Annotated in this window: 14 protein-coding genes and 1 riboswitch; of the genes, 3 read left to right on the plus strand and 11 right to left on the minus strand. The window is 68.8% G+C overall.

The features are described from left to right. Window positions 1–3 precede the first annotated feature (3 nt). From cobN to ACFYRU_RS24240, 4 genes are all read right to left on the minus strand, one after another. The gene (gene cobN, locus ACFYRU_RS24225; protein ID WP_387662580.1) at window positions 4–3,699 is read right to left on the minus strand and encodes a cobaltochelatase subunit CobN; all 3,696 of its coding nucleotides are present in this window, start codon (window positions 3,697–3,699) and stop codon (window positions 4–6) included. Window positions 3,700–3,753: 54 nt separating this feature from the next. Next, a riboswitch (cobalamin riboswitch) is annotated at window positions 3,754–3,822 on the minus strand. Window positions 3,823–3,848: 26 nt separating this feature from the next. Continuing rightward, the gene (locus ACFYRU_RS24230; RefSeq protein ID WP_387662582.1) at window positions 3,849–4,817 is read right to left on the minus strand and encodes a DUF3500 domain-containing protein; all 969 of its coding nucleotides are present in this window, start codon (window positions 4,815–4,817) and stop codon (window positions 3,849–3,851) included. 36 nt (window positions 4,818–4,853) lie between these two features. Then, window positions 4,854–5,537 (minus strand): phosphoglycerate mutase family protein, encoded by a 684-nt coding sequence (locus ACFYRU_RS24235; RefSeq protein ID WP_387662584.1) that lies wholly within the window; start codon window positions 5,535–5,537, stop codon window positions 4,854–4,856. Continuing rightward, entirely contained in the window at window positions 5,528–6,520 is a 993-nt protein-coding gene (locus ACFYRU_RS24240; RefSeq protein WP_387662585.1) for a cobalamin biosynthesis protein, read from the minus strand. Before ACFYRU_RS24240 ends, ACFYRU_RS24235 begins: the two co-directional genes overlap by 10 nt. Before the next feature lie 43 nt (window positions 6,521–6,563). On the opposite strand from ACFYRU_RS24240, the gene ACFYRU_RS24245 reads away from it, so the two are divergent. The 3 genes from ACFYRU_RS24245 to ACFYRU_RS24255 are packed head-to-tail and all read left to right on the plus strand — an operon-like array spanning window position 6,564 to window position 9,315. Continuing rightward, window positions 6,564–7,391 carry a serine hydrolase gene (locus ACFYRU_RS24245; RefSeq protein ID WP_387662587.1) on the plus strand — a complete coding sequence of 276 codons (828 nt, stop codon included), beginning with the start codon at window positions 6,564–6,566 and terminating at the stop codon, window positions 7,389–7,391. Then, window positions 7,388–8,452 carry a mandelate racemase/muconate lactonizing enzyme family protein gene (locus ACFYRU_RS24250; RefSeq protein ID WP_387662589.1) on the plus strand — a complete coding sequence of 355 codons (1,065 nt, stop codon included), beginning with the start codon at window positions 7,388–7,390 and terminating at the stop codon, window positions 8,450–8,452. Before ACFYRU_RS24245 ends, ACFYRU_RS24250 begins: the two co-directional genes overlap by 4 nt. Next, window positions 8,449–9,315 carry a C40 family peptidase gene (locus ACFYRU_RS24255; protein WP_387662590.1) on the plus strand — a complete coding sequence of 289 codons (867 nt, stop codon included), beginning with the start codon at window positions 8,449–8,451 and terminating at the stop codon, window positions 9,313–9,315. The genes ACFYRU_RS24250 and ACFYRU_RS24255 overlap by 4 nt, the downstream gene beginning before the upstream one ends. A 50-nt stretch (window positions 9,316–9,365) precedes the next feature. Here ACFYRU_RS24255 and ACFYRU_RS24260 read toward each other — a convergent pair whose 3' ends face one another. The 7 genes from ACFYRU_RS24260 to ACFYRU_RS24290 all read right to left on the minus strand — a co-directional run bounded on the left by ACFYRU_RS24260 (window position 9,366) and on the right by ACFYRU_RS24290 (window position 17,287). Further along, window positions 9,366–10,370 (minus strand): TerC family protein, encoded by a 1,005-nt coding sequence (locus ACFYRU_RS24260; protein ID WP_387662592.1) that lies wholly within the window; start codon window positions 10,368–10,370, stop codon window positions 9,366–9,368. A 354-nt stretch (window positions 10,371–10,724) separates the two neighbouring features. Next, complete coding sequence (locus ACFYRU_RS24265) at window positions 10,725–11,093, minus strand: VOC family protein (RefSeq protein WP_387662594.1); 369 nt, start codon at window positions 11,091–11,093, stop codon at window positions 10,725–10,727. A gap of 171 nt (window positions 11,094–11,264) precedes the next feature. Then, the gene (gene uvrB / locus ACFYRU_RS24270; RefSeq protein WP_387662596.1) at window positions 11,265–13,367 is read right to left on the minus strand and encodes an excinuclease ABC subunit UvrB; all 2,103 of its coding nucleotides are present in this window, start codon (window positions 13,365–13,367) and stop codon (window positions 11,265–11,267) included. Between the two features lie 47 nt (window positions 13,368–13,414). Then, on the minus strand, window positions 13,415–14,179 hold the full coding sequence (locus ACFYRU_RS24275) for a hypothetical protein (protein WP_387662597.1): 765 nt from the start codon (window positions 14,177–14,179) through the stop codon (window positions 13,415–13,417). Between the two features lie 29 nt (window positions 14,180–14,208). Beyond that, on the minus strand, window positions 14,209–15,105 hold the full coding sequence (locus ACFYRU_RS24280; protein WP_387662599.1) for a hypothetical protein: 897 nt from the start codon (window positions 15,103–15,105) through the stop codon (window positions 14,209–14,211). Next, window positions 15,102–16,136: a PT domain-containing protein gene (locus tag ACFYRU_RS24285; protein ID WP_387662601.1), complete on the minus strand. Its 1,035-nt coding sequence runs from the start codon at window positions 16,134–16,136 to the stop codon at window positions 15,102–15,104. The genes ACFYRU_RS24280 and ACFYRU_RS24285 overlap by 4 nt, the downstream gene beginning before the upstream one ends. After that, window positions 16,133–17,287 carry a PrsW family glutamic-type intramembrane protease gene (locus ACFYRU_RS24290; protein ID WP_387662603.1) on the minus strand — a complete coding sequence of 385 codons (1,155 nt, stop codon included), beginning with the start codon at window positions 17,285–17,287 and terminating at the stop codon, window positions 16,133–16,135. Before ACFYRU_RS24290 ends, ACFYRU_RS24285 begins: the two co-directional genes overlap by 4 nt. Window positions 17,288–17,373: the final 86 nt, after the last annotated feature.

The following is a 17,373-nucleotide window of genomic DNA, read 5'->3' on the forward strand; positions in this document are numbered from 1 at the left end:
CAATCAGGCGCGGTCCTCGATGTCACCCTCCGTCTCAAGGACTGCATTCCGCAGTGTCTCCAGCGCCTCGTCCGACGGCTCCGCCCACAGACCACGCTGCGCGGCCTCGAGCAGGCGCTCCGCGATCCCGTGCCGCGCCCACGGGTTCGACTTGCGGAAGAACTCCGCCATCTCCGGGTCCGCGACGTACTCCTTGGTCAGCGACTCGTACATCCAGTCGTCCACCACGCCTGCGGTCGCGTCGTACCCGAACAGGTAGTCGACGGTGGCGGCCATCTCGAACGCGCCCTTGTACCCGTGCCGCCGCATCGCCGCCATCCACCGCGGGTTCACCACCCGCGCGCGGAACACCCGCTTCGCCTCCTCCTCCAGCGTGCGGGTCTTCACCTGCGCAGGGACGGCGGAGTCGCCGACGTACGCCTTCGGGTTCGCGCCGGTCAGGTGCCGGACCATCGCGATCATGCCGCCGTGATACTGGAAGTAGTCGTCGGAGTCCATGATGTCGTGCTCGCGGGTGTCGGCGTTCTTCGCGGCGACCTGGATCCGGGCGTACGCGCGCTCCATCGACCCGCGGGCCTCGGCGCCGTCGAGGCCCTTGCCGTACGCGTACCCGCCCCAGACGGCGTACACCTCGGCGAGCTCGGCGTCGGTACGCCAGTTGCGCGCGTCGACGAGCGGGAGCAGACCGGCACCGTACGAGCCCGGCTTGGAACCGAACACCCGGGCGGTGGCCTGCCGTACGTCGTTGCCCGCAGCAACGTCCTCGTCGACGTGCGCCTTGAGGAAGTTGTCCGCCGCGGTCTCGTCGAGGGCAGCGACGGTACGTACGGCCTCGTCGAGCAACGCGACGACGTGGGGAAACGCGTCCCGGAAGAACCCGGAGATCCGGATCGTCACGTCGATCCGCGGCCGGCCGAGCTCCTCGAGCCCGACGACCTCGAAGCTCGTCACCCGTCGCGACGCCTCGTCCCACACCGGCCGGCACCCGAGCAGCCAGAGCACCTCGGCCAGGTCGTCACCCTGCGTTCGCATCGCCGACGTACCCCAGATCGTCAGCCCCACCGACCGCGGGTACTCCCCCGTCTCCGCCCGGTGCCGCGTGAGCAACGAGTCGGCCAGCGCGACGCCGACATCCCAGGCGTTCCGGCTCGGAATCGCCTTCGGGTCGACCGCGTAGAAGTTCCGCCCGGTCGGCAGCACGTTCACAAGCCCCCGAGTAGGCGATCCCGACGGCCCCGCCTCCACAAACCGCCCATCAAGCGCCCGCAGCACGTTCGCCAACTCATCCCCCGTCCGCCCCAACCGCGGCACCACCTCAGTGGCAGCAAACCTCAGCGACCGCTCAACCTCTGGGCAGTCCCGGGCCAACACCTCGCTGACGACTACCGGGACCTTCGTCTCGTCCCACCCGAGCGTCTCCATCCCGAGTACGAGCTTCCGCGCGACCGCCTCCAAGATGTCCACCCCGTCAGCGGCAGTCACAGCCGGCAGGTCGACGAGTGCTGCGAGATCAGCGAGATCGACTGAGGCCCCAGGACTGGCAAGCAGCGAGGACTCATCGACACCGAAGGCGTTCCCCAGTGCCGTCCGCAGCCCGGGGATCGAGTACGAACCGCCCCACAGCTGCTTCGCCCGTAGGACCGCGAGCACGAGGTTGACCCGTGCTTCGCCGGTCGGTGCACCACCCAGCACGTGCAACCCGTCCCGGATCTGCACGTCCTTGATCTCGCACAGGTACCCGTCCAGATGCAGCACGAACTCGTCGAACTCCTCGTCCGACGGCTTGTCGGACGTCTGCAGGTCGTGGTGCAACTGCGCCGCCTGGATCAGCGTCCAGATCTGCGCCCGCAACGTCGGCACCTTCTCCGGATCGAGCGCGGACACCGTCGCGTACTCGTCCAGCAGGTACTCCAGCTTCGCCATGTCGCCGTACGTCTCCGCCCGGGCCATCGGCGGCACCAGGTGGTCGACGACCGTCGCGTGCGCCCGCCGCTTGGCCTGCGTACCCTCACCCGGGTCGTTGACGATGAACGGGTACACCATCGGCAGGTTCCCGAGTACGGCGTCCGGCGCGCAGTCGGCCGCCATCCCGATCCCCTTGCCCGGCAGCCATTCCAGCGTCCCGTGCTTGCCCAGGTGTACGACGGCCTGCGCCCCGAAACCGCCGTCCTCCGGCGGAGCCTCGAGCCATCGGTACGCCGCCAGGTAGTGGTGCGACGGCGCCATGTCCGGGTCGTGGTAGATCGCCACCGGGTTCTCGCCGAACCCGCGCGGCGGCTGGATCATCAGCACCACGTTCCCGAACCGCAACGCGGCCAGCGCGATCGCCGGCTCGTCGCCGGACGTGTCGACGTACAGCTCGCCCGGTGCCTCGCCCCACGCCTCGATCATTGCCGTACGCAACGATTCGGGCGTCCGGCCGAACCACTGCGCGTACGTCGACAGCGGCACCTTCGCGACCGCGGCCGCGAGCTGCTCGTCGGTCAGCCAGTCGACGTCGTGTCCGCCGGCCGCGATCAGCTGGTGGATCAGCCCGTCGCCTTCGAGTGAGCTCACGTCGAGGTCGCCGAGGTCGTACCCCGCGTCCTTCAACTGCCCGAGCAGTACGACCGCTGACGCCGGCGTGTCCAGCCCGACCGCGTTCCCGATCCGCGCGTGCTTCGTCGGGTACGACGACAGCACCAGCGCGATCCGCTTCTCGGCCACCGGTACGTGCCGCAGCCGCGCGTGCGCGACCGCGATCCCGGCCAGCCGCGCGCACCGTTCCGCGTCCGGCGCGTAGCGTGCGAGCCCGTCGGCGTCGTACGACTTGAACGAGAACGGCACCGAGATCAGCCGCCCGTCGAACTCCGGGATCGCGACCTGCGTCGCCGCGTCCAGCGGGCTGACCGCCGCGTCGCTGTCCACCCACTGCTCGCGCGTCGAGGTCAGCGCGAGGCCCTGGATCAGCGGGATGTCCAGCGACGCCAGCGCACCGGCGTCCCACGCGTCGTCCGCACCGCCGGCGCTCGCGTCGGCCGCGACCGATCCGCCCGCGGCGAGCAGCGTCGTGACGAGTACGTCGCACTTCCGGAGCAGGTCGAACAGCCCGGCGTTCTCGTCGCTGGTCGGGTCGAGTCCGCGCAAGGTCCCGCAGTACACCGGCAGCGGCTGCGCGCCGGCTTCGATGACGGCGGCGGCGAGCGCGTCGACGAAGGCGGTGTTCCCGGAGATCTCGTGGGCGCGGTAGTACACGATGCCGACGACGGGCCGGTCGTCCTCGACGTACGTGCCACGGACGCCGTACGCCGGGAGCGCGCGCGGCGGCTCGAACTCGTCACCGGTCAGCAGCAGCGTGTCGCGGAGGAACCCGGCGAGGTTGCGGAGGTTGTCGGCTCCGCCCTCCCTTAGGTACGCGAGCGCCTCGGTCACCGCACCGGCCGGCACCGTCGAGAGCGACATCAGCTCCGCGTCCGGCGCCGCCTCACCGCTGACGACCACAGCGGGCTTCCCGGACGCGAGGACCGCGTCGAGCCCGTCCTCCCAAGCCCGCCGCCCACCAAGCAGCCGCACCACGACAACCTCGGCCGCGTCGAGCAGGCTGCCCAGCTGGGTCAGCTCAAGCCGAGCCGGGTTCGCCACCGCCCAACCCGCGCCCGCCTCCGCTGCAGCCAGCAGGTCGGTGTCAGCAGTAGAAAGCAGCAGAAGATTCGCAGCCACGACAGCACAGTCCTTCCCGGGGTATCCACGCCCCAGCTACAGGTACGACGGCGACAGTTCCTGACTCCCCCTACTCGGGGTCACAGTGGCGGGACCGCCCCGGACTCACACCGGGTTCCTGCTGATGCCGTCGAATGACTGTGCTGACTCTAGCTGTGCATCGCGTAGTGGGCAGCCAGTAGGTCAGTACCCCAGTCGTTGCGAAGGTCACGCCAGACGGAGTGGATGTGGTTCGCGTTGTCCTGGGTGTTGTCGTACTCCGCGAGGAACGTCGGCCCGGCGATCGAGTAGTAGTGCCGGTGGCCGACGCCGGGCTGGGTCTCGCCGGCCCAGGCGAAGGTCAGGTGCTCGATGCCCTGTTCGGTGATGTCCTGCCACGTCTGCAGACCGATCGGGCCGGCGGCGCGTCCGACGTACTGGCCGATCAGAAGGCTCAGGAGCTGACGCTGCTGCTCGTCCATGTCCCCGTACGGCAGGCCGCGGTGGAGGAGGGACGCGTCGGCGACCGGGTCGTGGCGGGTCAGGATGTCGTCGGGAGCGTCCGGTGAGACCAGTGCGACCTCGAGCTGGCCCGGCTCCAGTGCATGGAGCAACTGGAAGCCCAAGTCCTGTTCCGCGGCCAGGAACCGGCGTCCGGTCTGCGGGCCGGTCAGCACCTCGGCCGGGTTGGAGCCGATGAACTGAGGCGTGAACGAGACCGCACCGTCCACGAACGTGACGTGCAACGCCAGGTGGTGCCCGTTGAGCCGCCAGGCCCACGGACCGGTACCGGACGGGTCGCCCAGTACGCGCAGGAAGAACCGCTCGCCAAGCACCGAGCCCTGCCAGTCGCCGGAATCCGGCAGCGCCGGGATACCGCGCAGGATCACCTCTGCGTCGAGTACGGCCCAGGAGTCGGCCGCACCGCGTTCGCTGCACGCCAGCTCTACCAGCCGCTTTGCCAGCAGCTGCTGCGCCGGTGTGAGCTCGCCCAGCGGCAGACCGGCCCGGTCACCCGGCAGGTACGTCCACTCCTTGTGGTCCGGGGTGTCGAACGGCGCCTTGAGCTTGTCGAGCTGAGCGGGCGACATGCTCGCCAGCAGGTCGAGTACGGCGTCCTGCGTCTGCGCTACAACCATGCCGGTCGCTCCCGTTCCGTCGGTCTCACTCGCTACCTACTTCTGCCAAGCTTGACGCTCTTGGTCGGTCGGTTCGTAGTTCGTCCACTGTTCGAACGGCCGATCCAGCTTGTACCGGAAATCCGGTTGCCGCAGCAGGACGCGTGTTTCCGCGTTGGCCGGGTTCCGCAGCGACTCGAAGAACCGTACCGACCAGTGGAACCAGCGCATGCAGAACAACCGCATCGTGAGCCCGTGCGACACCAGCAGCACGTTCTTCGGCGCGTCCGGTGTCTCGAAGTCGCGGTGCATGGTCTCGAGGAACGTCGACACCCGGTCGTACACGTCCGCGCCCGACTCACCGTGGGTGAACCGGTAGAAGAAGTGCCCGAACGCGTTCCGCAGCTGCTCCTGCTGCTCGATGTCCGCGGTGTCCTGCAGGTTCGCCCAATCCTGCTCTCGCAACCGCGGCTCCTCCCGCGGCAGCTGAACCAGGTCGTCCAGCCCAAGCGAATCCAACGTCTGCCGAGCCCGCAGGTACGGCGACACGTACACCCGAACCGACTCCCCCTCGAACAACTCCCGCAACTGCCGCCCGGTCGCGGCCGCCTGCTCATGCCCGCGCTCGGTCAGCGGCACCGCGTGATCCGGCACCCGCTCGTAGATCGTCTTGTCCAGATTCGCCTCGGACTCCCCATGCCGAACCAACACAATCCGCAACGGCCGATGGCTCAACCCCACAGCTCCCCCTTCCGACCTGCCCCGCCCCGCTCCGCGTGGCGGGAGGCGGGCGTAGCCCGGCGAGCGAGCAGCGCGGCGAGCGCTGCCACCCCGGCAGCTGCAACGCCGACCCTTCTCGCGAGGGTTGCTGTGCGGCGGATGTCCGGGACGGTCGGGGGCGAGCCGTCGCCGAGGGTTCCGCGGTTCTCGGTGTAGGTGCCGTAGGTGTTGGTGCCGCCGAGGGTGAGGTCGAGGGCGCCGGCGAACGCTGCTTCGACAGGGCCGGCGTTCGGGCTCGGGTGTTTCGGTGCATCCCGCCGCCAGACCCGGGACGTTTCCCGCGGCCTGCCTGCGACGAGTCCGGTCAGCAGTGCGCACGCCCGCGCCGGCAGGAGATTCAGTACGTCGTCCAGCCGCGCGGCCGCCCAGCCGAAGTTCTCGTATTTCGGCGAGTGGTAGCCGACCATCGCGTCGAGCGTGTTCGCGGCGCGATAGCCGAGGAGACCGGGGATGCCGAACAGCCCGCCCCACAGGAGCGGTGCCACGCAGGCGTCGGAGGTGTTCTCGGCGATCGACTCCACCGTGGCGCGGGCCAGTTCGTCTGCCTCCAGGTTGGTGGCGTCGCGGGCGCAGAGGTGGCCCAGGCGGTCCCGCGCCCCTTCGATGTCCTTCGCCTCGAGGAGCGCGGCCATGGCTTCTGCTTCGCGTTCGAGGCTGCGGGCGCCCAGGACGGTCCACGTGGCGCCGGCGGTTACCGCGGTGTGGAGGAGCGGATGCCTTCGGGTCAGCCGCTCGACCGCGAGGCCCAGGACTGTGGTGGTACCTACGAGGACAGCTGTGTGGGCGGTGCCCGCCTGACGGCTGTCGGCGTACAGGTGCTGCTCCAGCCGCGACGCGGTGCGGCCGAAGCCGGCGACCGGGTGGTAGCGGCGGGGGTCGCCGAGGAGGCGGTCGGCGGCGAAGCCCAGGAGGATGCCGAGAGCCCTGGTGTATGCGCTGGACACCCTGGGAAGTCTGCCAGGTGAACAGTTGTGATTGGGTGACCGCATGGGAATCGCGGAGCTGCTCCAGCAGGTCGACGGGAGCGGGGAGTTCGGGGTCTGGCTCGGCCGGCTGGACGGTAAGCCGGTGTTCGTGCACGAGGCGGAGCGACCGCACTACTCCGCGAGCACGATGAAACTGCCCGTGGCGATGGCGATGATGCGCAAGGTCGACGCCGGTGAGCTCGTGCTCGACCAGCCGGTGACCGTACACAACGACTTCGAGTCCGCGGCCGGCGGCCGGTTCGGCGTGAACCCGGACGAGGACGAGGCACCCGCGACCTGGTCCCGGCTGGGCGAACAGGTACCGCTCGGCTGGCTCGCGACCGAGATGATCACCCGCTCCAGCAACCTGGCCACCGACCTCGTCCTCGAACAGGTCGGTGTCGCCGCCGCACATCAGGCGCTTGCCGAATCCACCCTCGGGTCGTCCCCGCAGCCCGCCTCGAAGATCCAGCGCGGGATCGACGACGGGGCCGCGCAGCGGGCCGGGATCAGCAACCTGATGAGCCCGGCCGGGCTGGCCGGCGTACTGGTTGCGGTGGGCAACCAGGAAGGTGCCTCCGGCGACTACCTGCGTGACCTGCTGGCCGGCAACCAGTGGAACGGGGAGATCCCGGCCCAGTTGCCGCCCGGCACCCGGGTCGAGCACAAGAACGGCTGGGACACCCGGATCCGGCACGACGGCGGCATCGTCCGGCCGGCCGATGCGGACCCGTTCGTACTCGTTGTTTGCACTACCTCTGACCTGCCGGATGCCGACGCGCAGAAGCTGATCGCGGCGATAGCCCTGGAATGCTGGAACAGCAGGCACGATCTCGGAGCGGTGCGGTGAAGCTCACCACTCATTTGGTGTCGGCGCCGCTGCACACACCGTTCGTCACCGCGCTGCGTACGGCGACGCACGCCGAGTCGCTGCTGGTGGAGATCAGCGACGGAGAGTTGAGCGGTTGGGGTGAGGCGCCGCAGGTGTGGAAGGTGACCGGCGACTCGCTCGCCGGTTCGCGGGCGTGCATCGAGGGACCGATCACGGCCGCCCTGGACGGGCTCGGGCCGGACGACCTGACCGAGGCGCTGCGCCGGGTGCAGGGTGCCGCGGTCGGCAACTTCGGCGCGAAGGACGCGGTCGACGTCGCGCTGCACGACCTCGCGGCCCGGCGCCGCGGGCAGCCGCTGCACGGGTTCCTCGGCTCGACGGTCGACGTCGTCCGTACCGATATGACGCTGTCGGCCGGCGACCCGGACGCGCTCGCCGACGCCGCGAAGGCGCGGATCGCGGACGGGTTCGACGTACTCAAGGTCAAGGTCGGTACCGACGCCGCCGGTGACGTCGAGCGGGTACGCCGGGTGCGGGACGCGATCGGCCCGGAGCCGCGGCTGCGGCTGGACGCGAACCAGGGCTGGACGCGCCGGGACGCGGTGACCGTGATCCGCGCGCTCGAGGACGCGGGGTGTGCGATCGAGCTGGTCGAACAGCCGGTCGCCGCGGCCGACCTGGACGGGATGGCGTGGGTGACGGACCGGGTCGGTACGCCGATCCTCGCCGACGAGTCCGTGTACGGCGTTCGCGACCTGGTGGCGGTGATCCGGCGCAGTGCGGCCGACCTGGTGAACGTGAAGCTGGCGAAGTGCGGCGGGCTGGCCCCGGCGCGGACGCTGCTCGAACTCGCCCGCGAGCACGGGCTGGGCGCGATCGTCGGCTGCATGATGGAGGGCCACGTCGGTGTCGGCGCGGCGGCCGCGCTGGTGTCGGCGTACCCGACGACCGCGGTCAACGACCTGGACGCCGCGTGGTGGTTGCGCGAGCCCGCGGTGATCGGTGGGATCCGGTACGACGGCGCGCGGATCCACCTGCCTTCTGCTCCCGGACTGGGCGTGACAGGCTTGAGGACATGAAGTTAGCCGCCACCAAGGTCCCGATCAGTACGGTCTGGACGTCGCCGGACGCGCCGCGAGACATCGACGCGCCGGCAACTGCCGACCTCCCGGACGTCGCCGCGTGGGCGAAGTCGATGGACACCGAGACCCGGCTCGGCCTGCACGGCCGGACCCTGACCCAGCTGCTGTTCGCCGAGCCCGTGCTGGTGCGGTCCGAACGCGACGGGTGGTCCGAGATCGCGGCGCCCTGGCAGCCGTCGTCGCAGGACGAGCTCGGATACCCGGGGTGGGTCCGGTCGAGCCACCTCGGTGAGCTGCCGACGAGTGCGTCCGATCCGGTCGCGATCGCCGTACCGTCCGCCACGCTCTTTGCCGAGCCCGGCGAGCGTCCCTTGGCCGAGCTGTCGTTCGCTACGGTGCTGGCTTCTGTTGAGCACGCCGACGGTCATACGCGAGTGGCGACGCCTGACGGCGGGTACGGCTGGTTGCAGGACGCCGTACTGCGTTCGGTGGTGGAGCCGTCGGACCCGGACGAGCGGTTGCGGCTGGGCGAGCAGTTCCTCGGGCTGGAGTACCTGTGGGGCGGTACGTCGGCGTACGGGCTGGACTGCTCCGGCTTGGTACACACGGTCAGCCGCGTGCTCGGACTGCGTACCCCGCGAGACGCCCACGACCAGGCGGACGAGCTGCCGAACATCCCGGTCGACGACGTCCGGCCCGGCGACCTCTACTTCTTCGCCCGCGACGGCAAACCCATCCACCACGTCGGCTTCGTCTCCCCCACCGGCATGCTCCACGCCTCCGAAACCGGCAAACGCCTGGAAAACACCCCCCTAACCCCCGACCGCCGCTCAACCCTGACAACAGCAGCCCGGTTTTAGACACCCGAGGCCGCCCCTGACCCGTTGAAGGTCAGGGGCGGCCTCGGTTGTCAGGACTCGTTTGGGTGGAGTTCTGGGTGGTTTGCGTTTGTTTTGCGGGATTTGTGGAGGCTTAGGACTGTGGTGATTCCTAGGGTGATGATGATGAAGCCGAGGGAGAACCAGATGGGGATCTCGGGGGCCCAGGTGATGTGGTGGCCGCCGTTGATGAACGGGAGTTCGTTGACGTGCATGGCGTGCAGGACCAGCTTCACGCCGATGAACGCGAGCACGACCGACAGCCCGAGCGACAGGTAGACCAGCCGCTTCAGCAAATCACCGAGCAGGAAGTACAGCTGTCGCAGCCCCATCAGCGCGAACACGTTCGCGGTGAAGACCAGGAACGGCTCCTGCGTCAGCCCGTAGATCGCGGGGATCGAATCGAGCGCGAACAGCAGGTCCGTCGTACCGAGCGCGATGATCACGATCGCCATCGGGGTGACGAGCCGTTTGCCGTTCTTCACCAGGGTCAGCTTGACCCCGTTGTACTCGTCGGTGGCGTTCAGCCGCTTCTTCGCGAACCGGATGACCGCGTTCTCCTTGAAGTCGTCGTCGTCGTTCTCACCCTGCTTGGCGAGGTGGACCGCGGTGTACACCAGGAACGCGCCGAAGATGTAGAAGACCCACGAGAACTGGTTGATCGCGGCCGCGCCGACGGCGATGAACACCCCGCGGAACACCAGCGCCAGGATGATCCCGATCAGCAGCGCGGTCTGCTGGTACTGCCTGGGCACCTGGAACCTGGCCATGATGATCAGGAAGATGAACAGGTTGTCGACGCTCAGGCTGTACTCCGTGAGCCAGCCGGCGAAGAACTCCCCGGCGTACTGCCCGCCGGAGAACCACCAGACGCCAAGCCCGAAGACCACGGCGAGGCCGATGTAGAACGCGATCGCGGTGGCCGATTCGCGGGTGCTCGGCTCGTGCGGCCGGCGGCCGATGACGAAGACGTCGAAGGCCAGCAGCGCGAGCAGCAACCCGACGGTGATGTACCAAACGTAGTCAGCAACGTGCACAGAATCCTCCGGAGTTCAGACGAGAACATCAACTCCGAAGGTCTCTTCCGCCGCACCGTGAGTGACCGGTGCGACCGGGGGCACCGGGCCTGGGACGAACCCCGGCCGTGATGACGATGCCGCCGCGAAAGGAATACTCCCCTTCTCAGCACCTATTCTGACGGTTCGGAGTCCGAGATACCAAATCCCCACCCCGCAGCGTTGATCACAACCCCGTCAGAACCCCGTCACAGCCGGTGGTGACCACCCGTTCACCCCACCTTCGCCACCGTGTCCCCGTCCCACGGCTCGTCCGGCCAGGCGCCAGGCTTGCCCAGACAGTACTCGCGCGGTCCGTCGCCGGTCAGCCGCCTCTCAGGCATGCGTGACGACTTCCACGTTGTTGCCGTCCGGGTCACGGAGAAACACGGCGTAGTACCCAGGGTGATACTCAGGCCACTCCTTCGGCTCGTGCAGCACCTCGGCCCCGAGCTCCACGCCGGCCCGATGCACGGTCTCGACAGTCGCCCGGTCGGGCGCGGTGAACGCCACGTGGATCTCTCGCTGCACCCCGCCGGTGGTCTGCGTCCCGAGCCAGAACTTCGGTACGCCGTCGCTCGCCGACAATCCCAGCACATCGCCGAAGTCCATCGCGACACTGACACCCAACGGCCCCAGCACGGCTTCGTAGAACCGTCGGCTGGCGTCCAGGTCATCGCACTGCAACGACAGGTGGTCGAACATCCGTGTCCTCCCTAGGTGACTCTGGATCGCACAGTAGACCCAACGACCGACAGATCCGGAACGCGACGTCAGTCCCGACCGCGGAAACGACGTGCCAGCAGAACGTCGAAAGGATGCAGCTGTCCCGGTGGACCAGCGCCGAGACCCACGTCGGCGACTGCGCCGGCGCGGCTACTTCGCGCCGGCGTTGGTCATCTGGCGGAGCTCCTTCTTCAGTTCGGAGATCTCGTCGCGGAAGCGGGCCGCCACCTCGAACTGCAGCTCGGCGGCCGCGTTGTGCATCTGGTCGGTCAGCTGCTGGATCAGGTCGGCCAGGTCCGACGACGGCAGCCCGCCGGCCAGCTCCTTCGCCTTCTCCCCCGCCTTCTTGCCGCCACCCGGGACCGGCGCCTTGCCGCGCGACTGCGTCCGGCCGGACCCGAGCAGCTCGGCGGTGTCGGCGTCCTCGCGGGCCAGCATGTCGGTGATGTCGGCGATCTTCTTCCGCAGCGGCTGCGGGTCGACCCCGTTCGCCTCGTTGTACGCGATCTGCTTCGCGCGCCGCCGGTTCGTCTCGTCGATCGCCTGTTCCATCGACGGCGTGATCTTGTCGGCGTACATGAACACCTGGCCGGACACGTTCCGGGCCGCGCGGCCGATGGTCTGGATCAGCGAACGTCCCGACCGCAGGAAGCCTTCCTTGTCCGCGTCCAGGATCGCGACCAGCGACACCTCAGGCAGGTCCAGGCCCTCGCGCAGCAGGTTGATACCGACCAGGACGTCGAACTCGCCCATCCGCAGCTCGCGGAGCAGCTCGACCCGGCGCAGCGTGTCCACCTCGCTGTGCAGATACCTGGTCCGGATCCCCATCTCCAGCAGGTAGTCGGTCAGGTCCTCGGACATCTTCTTGGTCAGCGTGGTGACCAGCACCCGCTCGTCCCGCTCGACCCGGAGCCGGATCTCGTGGATCAGGTCGTCGATCTGCCCCTTCGTCGGCTTCACGATCACCTCGGGGTCGACCAGACCGGTCGGCCGGATGATCTGCTCGACGAACCCGTCGGACTTGTCCTGCTCGTACTGCCCCGGAGTGGCGGACAGGTACACCGTCTGGCCGATCCGCTCCAGGAACTCCTCCCAGCGCAGCGGCCGGTTGTCCATCGCGGACGGCAGCCGGAACCCGTGCTCGACCAGGGTCCGCTTGCGGGACATGTCGCCCTCGTACATCCCGCCGATCTGCGGGACGGTCACGTGCGACTCGTCGATCACCAGCAGGTAGTCCTCGGGGAAGTAGTCCAGCAGGCAGTGCGGCGCCGTACCGGGCTCGCGGCCGTCGGTGTGCCGGGAGTAGTTCTCGATCCCGGAGCAGGTCCCGATCTGGCGCATCATCTCGATGTCGTACGTCGTCCGCATCCGCAGCCGCTGCGCCTCCAGCAGCTGGCCGTTCCGCTCGAGCTCGGTGAGCCGCTCCTCGAGCTCCGCCTCGATCGAGGTGATCGCGCGCTCCATCCGCTCCGGTGCGGTCACGTAGTGGGTGGCGGCGCCGATGTAGACCTCGTTCTCCTCGGACAGCACCTCGCCGGTGACCGGGTGCAGCGTCATCACCCGCTCGATCTCGTCGCCGAAGAACTCCACCCGGACCGCGAGCTCCTGGTACACCGGGAAGACCTCGAGCGTGTCGCCACGGACCCGGAACGTGCCGCGGGTGCCGGCCAGGTCGTTGCGCGCGTACTGCACGCCGACCAGCTTCCGGAGCAGACCGTCGCGGTCCATCTCGGTGCCGACCTTCACGTGGATCATGCGGTTCAGGTACTCGTCGGCGGAGCCCAGACCGTAGATGCACGAGACGGTCGCGACCACGACCACGTCGCGCCGCGTCAGCAGCGACCAGGTCGCCGAGTGCCGCAGTCGCTCGACCTCCTCGTTGATCGAGGAGTCCTTCTCGATATAGGTGTCCGTCTGCGGGACGTACGCCTCGGGCTGGTAGTAGTCGTAGTACGACACGAAGTACTCGACGGCGTTGTCCGGGAAGAACTGGCGCAGCTCGTTCGCGAACTGGGCGGCCAGGGTCTTGTTCGGCTGCAGGACCAGCATCGGGCGCTGGATCTTCTCGGCCAGCCAGGCGACCGTCGCGGTCTTACCCGTACCGGTCGCGCCGAGCAGCACGACGTCCTGCTCGCCGGCGTTGATCCGCCGCTCGAGGTCCGCGATCGCGGCCGGCTGGTCACCGGCCGGCTCGAACTCCGACACCACCTTCAGCGGGGCGACCATCCGCTGCAGATCCGACACCTGTCTCATGCCCCCCACCGTACGGGGCCACGCCGACAGTTTCTAAAAACCCCAGGTCAGAAGCTTTTTATGAGGGTGCTGTTCATGTACTGGAGTTCGTTGACCCGGCGTTTGTAGACGCGGGTCTCGAGGGCGGCGTCGGTGGCGGTGACGCGGTCGAACTTGTCCTGGTAAGCCGTGACGAAGCCCTGCATCGAGACGTGTTTGCCGTTCTTGGCGACCCAGTCACCGGTGTACGTCAGCGCGTAGCAGGCCTTGATGTTCGGGTTGGCCGGTTTGCACTCGGCGCCCGTGCCGATCCGGACACCCTGCATCCCGTTCGACTCGACGTCGACCAGGTGCTCGGCGAAGCCCTTCGCGTCGTACAGCTCGGTCTGCCGCACCCAGTAGTACCCGTCGATCAGACCGCGGGCGTTGAACTGCTGGAGGATGTAGTTCTTCCCGGCCTTGGTCTTGTCCCAGTCCGGCAGCCAGCCCTTCGACGGCGTGAACCAGACGCCGTACCCGACCTCGACACCGACGTCGTTCGGCCCCTTGGAGTCGTCCGGGGTCGGCGTCGGCGACGGCGTGTACATGGTGCCGAGCGGCTCCGGCGACTGCTGCGCGGTGGACTTCTTGTCGTCCTTGCCGGTCACCAGCAGTACGACACCGATCGCCACCAGCAGCACCGCGACGATCGCGGCCGCCATGATGATCCACGGCGTCTTGCTCGACCTCGGCCTCGGCGGGCGGACCGGGCGGGACGGCCCGGGACCCCAGCCGCCCGGAGCCGGAGCGGACACCGGCGGCGGGCCAGGCGGCGGACCGTACTGCTGACTCATAGTCGTCGTTTCCTCGTGCTAGTTCTGGGTCACATGCTGTCGATGACGGACTTCTTCATGGTCGCGGCGTCCGCCTCGGCCTTCGGGGCGAAGTCCGCGTTGGTCCGGAAGTCCAGCGCGGTCACCACACCGTCCTTGCGCCGGTACGCCTCGATGGAGCCCTTGACCTTCGCCTCGACACCGTTCTTGGTGAAGGTGGAGGTGTAGTCGATCGCGACGCACTCCACCAAGACGTCCTTGGGGCATGGCAGGTTCCGTACCGCGCCGAGCTGGGTGATCTCCTCCTCGGTCTCCCCCTCGACGATCCCGAGCAGGTACGCGTTCGCGGTCACGTCGCGCTTCTGCCGGACCCAGAAGAACGCCCGCGCGTCCGCCGTGGTGTTCGGCGGGTAGATCGCGACCTGCTTGCCGGCCTTCTCCTTGGTGTAGAGGGTCCACCCCGGCGCCGGGACGAGCGAGACGCCGAAGCCGACCTGGATCGCGTTCGGCGGCGGCTGGTACGACGTCTTCGGCGCCGCCGGCGTACTCGCCGGCGTGCTCGGCGGGTTCTGCGCGGTCTTGTCGTCACCGCCGGACAGTGCCACCAGGACGACCGCGACGATCGCCACGACCAGCAGCCCGGCGCCGATCGGGATCATCAGCGGCGGCAGCTGGAAGCCCTTCTTCTTCTCCGGCGGCGGCCGGCGCAGCGACGGCGGGCCGACCTTGTCACCCCAGGCCGACGACGTCTCGGTCGCCGGCCCGGAACCGGGACCGCCGGGGCCGTTCCCGGGCGCGGCAGAGCCGCCCCACGGTGCCGGGGGCGGCTGCACCTCGAGATTCCAGGGCGACGGCGGGAGCTGCTCCTCCGGCTCGTCGTCCGGGTCCGGTCCGGGCTGGTTGACCCAGGGGTTACCGCCGGTCCCTTTGTCTCGCTTTCCGCTCACTGACTCTCGAGCACCGACTTCAGCATCGCCGTCGAGTCCGGGTCGAGCGTGGCGAGCTTGTCCTTACGCCCGTACGCCTGTGCGACGGTGATCACGCCGTCGTTGCGCTCGATCACGGCGACGAACCCGACCGCCTCGAAGCTACCGCTCTGCGAGGTCCTGACGCCGGAGTACGCCTGCGACATCAGGACCTTCACCGGGGTCTTGTCGTCCGGACCCGGCGTCACGGTCTTGACCTGCTTGGTCTGGACCGAGGACAGAGACTTGGTGTTGGCCTTGACTACAGCGGACAGGATCGACTCGCTCGACTCGGTGGTCTTCGCGGCCGCGACCATGAAGATGCCCTCACCTTGCTTGACCAGGAACACGCCGGTGTAGCCGTCCAGGCTCTGCCGGACGTAGCCGTTGGCCGGCTTCACGTAGATGCCCTCGGCAACCGCGATGCCCTCGTCCCCGCCGGTGCTCGGCTGGGTCGTCGGCTCGGCCGTCGGGGACGCCGTGGGCTCACCGGTCGGCTGTTCCGTGGGCTGACCGGTCGGCTCGCCCGTCGGCTGCGCGGTCGGCGCACCGGTCGGGGTCGGCGTCGGGTCGGCCTGGTCGTCGCCGCCCTTGAAGATCAGCGCGAGGACGACACCGATGATCGCGACGAGTGCGAACGCACCGCCGGCGATCAGCAGGGTCTTGCCGCTGCCGCCACTCTTGCGCGGCGGCTGCTGACCACCCCACGGCTGCTGGCCACCGTACTGCTGCTGACCCGGGAAGCCCGGCTGCTGACCGGGGTACCCCTGCTGCGGCTGCTGGTACTGCTGCTGGCCGGGGTAACCCTGCTGCGGCGGCTGCTGCTGCGGGTACTGACCGCCGTACCCAGGCTGCGGCTGGTACTGACCAGGCTGCTGTTGACCAGGCTGCTGCTGGGGACGTGCCTGCTGCGGGGGCTGCTGACCGGGCTGGCCGTAACCAGGCTGCGGCTGCCCTCCGTACGGCTGCTGTCCGCCTTGACCACCGTACGGCGGCTGCTGCTGGTTGCTCATGCCTGCGTCTCCCCAGTCGTCGCAGCGGTCGGTGCTGTCACCCCGCGGGCGGACTTCGGTACCGAACGCACCGAGTTGCCGCAGGCGGAGCAGAAGTCGGAGTGCGGGAGCAGCGGCATCTCACAGCGCGAGCAGAACGCCAGCTCGCCGGACGCGTGGTTCGAACCACCGCGGGCGGCCGACTCCAACGCTGCCTCCAGCAGGCCCTTGTGCAGCACGGTCCGGACCCGGATGATCAGCGCTCCGAGTAGTACCAGACCCCAGACGACGCCGAGGACCGCGCCGACCGTGGAACCGCGGCCGCCGACGAATCCGAGCAGGTAGACGCCGCCCTGGAACAGGGCGTTCACCACCATCGCCTGGAGCAGGCCGCCGACCCAGCGCGGCGTGAAGCCGTCGTACCCCTCGCCGAGGCCGGAGAACTCCGCGCCCGCGAGGCCCGTGGCCGAGCCGTACACCAGCGGCTTGATGAAGCCGTGCAGTACGACGATCGAGATCCATGTACCAGCGCTGCTGCCCGGACCGGCGAAGCCGCCGCTGATCCAGCCCCAGTGCAGGACGAGGGTCTCGAAGCACGCGTAGCCGACACCGGCGACGACGCCGAACGTGAAACCGTCCATCAGGTCGTCGTACCGCGGCCGGGAGGCCAGGTAGAGCGGGCCGATCTGGCGGATCAGCTCGGACACGACCGGTACCAGCAGGAGCAGGATCAGCAGGTCCCGCAGCGACGGCCCGGTGGAACCGTTGCCGATGGCGTCGAGGCTGAGCCCGATCTTGTCCGACCAGATCCAGGTGAACAGGGCCGCGAGGACACCGGTCAGCACGAAGGCCGCGGCGACCACCGGGATCGGCTCGTCCTCCCACAGGTTCACGTCGTACAAGTAGATGATGTAGACGATCGGGATGGCGAAGGCCGCGATCATGATCGCCACCGGAAGCGCTCCGAGCGCCGCCGTCAGTACGGTCAGCAGCAGGGCGATGCCGAGCGCGACCTTGTAGGTGTACGGCTGTTTGCCGGATCCCTGCGGCATGATCGTCGAGACCAGTTTGAACGACGCCACCGGCTCGTCCGGCCTGGCGGCGTACGCGTTCTTCCGCTCGTTGTCCCCGGCGCGCAGGTCGTTGCCACAGTGGTGGCAGAAATGCGACACATCGGGGACGTCAGAGCTGCAGCGCGGACAAACCACGCCATCCTCCCAACCTCGGACGTCCGGACCGGAGCGGGGCGCACCGGCCG

The sequence above is a fragment of the Kribbella sp. NPDC004536 genome (assembly GCF_042873835.1).
GTDB lineage: Bacteria > Actinomycetota > Actinomycetes > Propionibacteriales > Kribbellaceae > Kribbella.

Bases quoted from the DNA above. Each gene is read 5' to 3' on its own strand.
- ACFYRU_RS24230 (WP_387662582.1), bottom strand. From the start codon at position 4,817: ATGGTTGTAGCGCAGACGCAGGACGCCGTACTCGACCTGCTGGCGAGC.
- ACFYRU_RS24245 (WP_387662587.1), top strand. From the start codon at position 6,564: ATGGGAATCGCGGAGCTGCTCCAGCAGGTCGACGGGAGCGGGGAGTTC.
- ACFYRU_RS24255 (WP_387662590.1), top strand. From the start codon at position 8,449: ATGAAGTTAGCCGCCACCAAGGTCCCGATCAGTACGGTCTGGACGTCG.
- ACFYRU_RS24265 (WP_387662594.1), bottom strand. From the start codon at position 11,093: ATGTTCGACCACCTGTCGTTGCAGTGCGATGACCTGGACGCCAGCCGA.
- uvrB (WP_387662596.1), bottom strand. From the start codon at position 13,367: ATGAGACAGGTGTCGGATCTGCAGCGGATGGTCGCCCCGCTGAAGGTG.
- ACFYRU_RS24275 (WP_387662597.1), bottom strand. From the start codon at position 14,179: ATGAGTCAGCAGTACGGTCCGCCGCCTGGCCCGCCGCCGGTGTCCGCT.
- ACFYRU_RS24285 (WP_387662601.1), bottom strand. From the start codon at position 16,136: ATGAGCAACCAGCAGCAGCCGCCGTACGGTGGTCAAGGCGGACAGCAG.